This is a genomic window from Pseudomonas sp. GOM6, assembly GCF_029537485.1.
GTDB lineage: Bacteria > Pseudomonadota > Gammaproteobacteria > Pseudomonadales > Pseudomonadaceae > Aquipseudomonas.
Genome location: NZ_JARPUS010000031.1, coordinates 1 through 5,031, shown reverse-complemented (window position 1 = coordinate 5,031; position 5,031 = coordinate 1). Strand labels below are relative to the sequence as shown.

At 59.1% G+C, this 5,031-nt stretch carries 1 protein-coding gene and 2 pseudogenes; all 3 read left to right on the top strand.

Features of this window, described 5'->3' with window-relative positions:
• Positions 1–981 (top strand): annotated as a pseudogene (locus P7A97_RS20440) (type VI secretion system tip protein VgrG); the annotation flags it as partial.
• A gap of 5 nt (positions 982–986) precedes the next feature.
• Entirely contained in the window at positions 987–4,259 is a 3,273-nt protein-coding gene (locus P7A97_RS20435; protein ID WP_277692326.1) for a phospholipase D-like domain-containing protein, read from the top strand.
• Positions 4,256–5,031: pseudogene (locus P7A97_RS20430) on the top strand (hypothetical protein); the annotation flags it as partial. The gene P7A97_RS20435 and the pseudogene P7A97_RS20430, both read left to right, overlap by 4 nt.

Below are 5,031 nucleotides of genomic sequence, written 5' to 3'. Positions count from 1 at the left end.
CCCGGCGGTGGCGGCTACAACGAGCTGCGTATCGAAGATCGCAAGGGCCAGGAACAGATCTACATCCACGCCCAGAAGGACTGGGACGAGAACGTCGAGCACGACCAGAAGATCCGCATCGGCCACGAACGACACGACACCGTCGAAGCCAACAGCTACACCGAACTGAAAGCCGAAGAGCACCGCACCACTCACGCCGACCGCAAGACCGAAATCCGCGCCAACGACCACCTCACCGTGGCCACCACCCAACATGTGAAGCTGGGGACAGGGCAGTTTGTCGAAGCGGGCAACGAGATCCACTACTACGCCGGCAGCAAGGTGGTCATCGACGCCGGCATGGAGCTTACCGCCAAGGGCGGCGGCAGCTGGCTCAAGCTAGACCCCAGCGGCGTGACCCTGAGCGGCGCGACTATCAAGATGAATTCAGGCGGTGCGCCCGGCACGGGCAGCGGCATTGCTATCCTGCTACCGCTCATTCCGCGTCCTGCCGACACAGACCAGGCGGGAAGCCGGCTCAAACCTGCCCCCGCTCAGCCGCGCCCCGCAATAACCGCCAGCGAACCGCGCGAGTATCAATTCAATATTCAACTCCAGGACATTCCGGGCGACGAGGGCTTCGCCCTGGTTCATACCCCGTGGCGCATCTTGCGGGGCACCGATACGGATGTCGTCTTTGAGGGCATGAGCGACGAACAGGGACGCATCAAGCTAGACGCAGCGCAACAAAAAGAACTATCGAAGCTCTATAGCTCCAATCCAAGCGATCTGTGGCTGGCCTATCCCGGTCAACAGATCGCCCTGCGCCTTCATCTTGAACAACCGGATTGGGATGAAGACCGACACGCCCGCAGTGCTCTCGATTTCACCGACTGCCTCACCCGCAGCCCGGGCGCAACATCACCACTGGAACTCGAACGCAGCCATCAGGACAGCAGCTGCACCAGTGATCTGTATTCACACCTCAAATCCAAGGAATGATGGCCATGGCGACCAACAACGCCTACAACGGTGTGCGTGCAAAGGAAGTCAACCAGATCAACACCCAAGACGGTAAAGCGCTGGCAGCCTTCTCGGCGCCTGACTTCTTCATCAAGGACGACAACCCTTTCGCGCCCAAGCGAGCAGGCAATCAAGTCCGTTTTTTCACCACGGGTGACGCCTACTTCCGCGATGTAGCCAGCGCGATCGATCAGGCAACCCAGTCCATTTTCATTACCGGCTGGCAGATCAACTACGACGTCCTGCTGGATGGCAAGCGCACTCTGTGGGGATGCCTACATCAGGCACTGAAGGCCAAACCTGCGCTCAAGGTCTATGTCATGCCCTGGCTCAGCCCATCAGGCGCTCTGGGCACTTACGACTTCGAGACCATGCTGGCCATCTTCCAGCTGAACGCCGGCCTCGCGGGTGGGCCACGCGCCTTCTGCACTCCGGCCATCCAACAAAGTGACATGCGCGGACTGGGCGTTGCCTTCTCCCACCACCAGAAGTCTGTGGTGATCGACAACCGCATCGGTTATGTCGGCGGTATCGACCTCGCCTACGGGCGTCGTGACGACAACAACTTCAGCCTCGATGCCAGCAAGCGCCAGGGTAACGACGCCTATAATCCCGGCCTGCCTAAACTGGGCTGGATGGAGCTGGAGGAGCATGTCAGCTCCATGGGCCTGATGCTGGCTACGCTGTTCGACTTGTCCCGTCCGCTGGCTAGCGCATCCGTGAAATCCGAAGCACTGGGAATAGACTGGGAATTCCCTCTCTCGCCCAGCCGCGCACAAACCATGAATGGCGGCGCGTTCATCGCCGACATATTCCGCAGCCCCGCCATGCCTGCCCTGCAATGGCTAGGACGCGCCATCAGCAGCGGAAAAGAAGCAGCAGGCGACATTACCTGGTTGTCGGACGCCAAACGCAAAGCCATGGAATCGGCCATCCGCAACATCGCGGCCTTGGTCGAGAGTTCTCTGGCAAGCACACCCATGGCCCAGCAGCTCAAGCAACGCATCGTGCTCTGGCTGAAAGAGCTAAAAGCTGCAGGCCAGAACATGGGCGAAGCGCTACGAATAAAGAGCATTGCACTGATCAGTCAATGGATGAGCCAGACCCAGATCGGGCAGATGCTGACCATCCTCAGTGGCAAGACATTCACAGACCTGCCAGCCGGGTTGATGAATGGCACCAGCGAACTGGCCAGCGCCACGTTCTGGCTTATTCACGGGCTCCTGCAGGAGCGCTCGGCAAGCCATCTTTCGCCCTTCCCCTACCTGCACGATACCCCGCAACCCTTAGCCTCGCCCGATAACGCCAGACTCGCGGACGATCAACCACGTATGCCCTGGCAGGATGTGCATTGCCGCATAGAAGGACCATCGGTCTATGACCTGTCACGCAACTTCATCGACCGCTGGAATGGACAGCAGACCTACCTCGCCGACACGCCACCACTGGGCGATACCCAATTAGTTCGCTCCCTGCTCGAAACCGTCATGCACTGGTTGAATGTGCTGGTCAAGGCGGGTGGTCTGGAGAGCTTCATCGATACCAGCCGCCCCTTGAAGCTGGATATCGGCAAACCCGAACCGGTCTGGATCAACACCCCAAGCCAACTCCCCAAACCTCCTGCTCCTCAGCAGGGAGGCGTCAGCGTTCAGGTACTGCGCAGTGCCTCGTCGCGCATGACCCAGCAGGAGCAGAAGGGGCGCCGCCAAGCAGGCGTCGAGCTGCCTGCGCCAAGCGGCCTTGAACAAGGCGGCGTACAGGCCAACTGCAAGCTCGCCATGCTCCAGGCCATCTCCAGTGCACAACAGTTCATCTACATCGAGAACCAGTTCTTCCAAAGCGCATTCGGTGCCGAAGGTGAGCTGGCACAAGATCAGCAACAGCAACTTTCCGGCCCCATGGCCAGCCTGCGTAGCCCCAGCAGCCTGAATCGGAACCTGGTCGCGCGAGTACGCCTACAGGAAGCCCTGCAGGCCCAGGACATCTGGCAGCTCGACTGGAACGAGATCGACAAGATCGCCAAGGAGCCCGGGGCCGAGGCCCGTGAATTCCTCGCGGCCCTGGAACCGATGTGGGGCAACAATGCCCTGGGCTGGGCAACCAAGAAGCTCGGCCAGGAACAATCCGGCCTGCTGAACAATGTGGGCCAAGCCTTGGCTGAGCGCATCGGTCGAGCCATCGACGAAAAGCTGCCGTTCCATGTCTATCTGGTGCTGCCGGTGCATCCGGAGGGCGCACTGAACGTGCTGAACATCATGCACCAGGTGCATCTGACCATGCAGAGCCTGGTGTTCGGTGAACAGAGCCTGGTCAAGCGCATCCAGCGGCGCATGGCCATTCGCGCCTTGCTCGACCGCAAGGTGAGCCGCGAGGAAGCGCTGAAGATCATCGAACGCAAGGATATCGAGGGTCGCCCCGTTTACGAGCAGCAGGACTGGACGCGCTACCTGACCCTGCTCAACCTGCGCACCTGGCAGACCCTGGCCGGCCGGGTGGTTACCGAGCAGATCTATATCCACAGCAAACTGCTGATCGCCGACGACCGCGTGGCGATCCTGGGTAGCGCCAATATCAACGACCGCAGCCTGCAGGGCGAACGCGACTCCGAGCTGGCGGTGATCGTCCGCGACAGCGCGCCGGTCACGGTCAAGCTGGACGGGGTGCACGATGCCGTGGTCGGCAACGCCGTTCATGAGCTGCGGGTGGCACTGTGGAAGAAGCACTTCGGGCTTGGCTTGGGCAAAGACTCAGCAGTGAAACCAGCAACGGACTTGGCGAAATACCTTGATCGCCCTGCGGCAGAGCAGACCTGGAAGGCAATTCAGGCCAGAGCTACACGTAACACTGAGGCTTATAACAGCAGTTTCGACTTTATTCCGCAGAACGTGAGTCCCTACCAACAGCAAAAAACGCCGGAGGTATCCCAATCCTCCGAATATAGGGATGGATATCCCGCCTCAATCTGGCCGACCTGGGGATATAGGGACTTTGAGGAGCGTTACCTAGGGGGAGAGATCATGGCGCCCATGCCCTACGAAGAGCGATTCTGGCACTCCGCAACGCTAAAGCCGGTGAAAAGCTTTCAGGCACCAGCAGGCGTTCAAGGCTTTATCACTACCTTACCAATCCGCTGGACCTGGAAAGAACATAACGACTCCGGCCTCAACCTCAGCATGCTAGCCCGGCAAGGAGATTTCCCCCAGCCGGCACTGGCCGATACCACTCGTATCTTACCTCAGGAAAGCCATCGCACATGATCCGACCATCCATGCTTGCCTACGGCCTGCTATTAGTCGCCGGCGCCGCCTGGGCCAACCCGGAGCGTCAGGAGTGCTTAGGGCGCTGGAGCTTCCAGACGACTGAAGATATCGAATGGGCCACTTTTCCAGCCGACGCTGTCACCAGGCTCTCTGATGCTGGTGGTGGGGGGCACGCCTTTGCGAAGAAGGTCAGTGGACGTGGGGAAGCCGGCAGCTACGTCTACGGTGATGGCAAGACAGTGATCTATGTCAGCGCTAAAACCACCCGTGAAGAGTTCGACATGGCTGCGAACTACGTTAGAGGAAGTGGCCGGCGTGCACAGAGAGGACTAAAGAAAAGAATCGAATCGTACGAAGGCCTAGTCGCTGAGCTAGAGGGGTCGAAAGACGACTACGTAAATGAAAGCCAAGGCGTCACCATGGAAGATGTTGAGGAAAGAATTTCAGAGCACAAACGCAAGATTGAAGACTTCAAGCGAAATATTCCCCTCGCGCATGTCTACGACCTCGACCTCGGCGTCCCCGACGCCCATATCTTGGGCAGTGAAGATATTCCGTATCATGTTTTCCTCTGGCGCAACCAGCGGGTGTATTACTTCGCGCTCACGCCGGGCTCGGAGAAAACACTTCCTTACGTCAAAGAGCTCATTTCCCGCTTTCGCACCCGCGAGATGTACGAAGTACCCAAGGAATCTGGCGTCTGTTTCCCCTACGGCTTTATCGCCGACGATGGCAAGGCCAGCCATCACTTCAAGTTCTCTTTCCGCTT

Bases quoted from the DNA above. Each gene is read 5' to 3' on its own strand.
- P7A97_RS20435 (WP_277692326.1), top strand. From the start codon at position 987: ATGGCGACCAACAACGCCTACAACGGTGTGCGTGCAAAGGAAGTCAAC.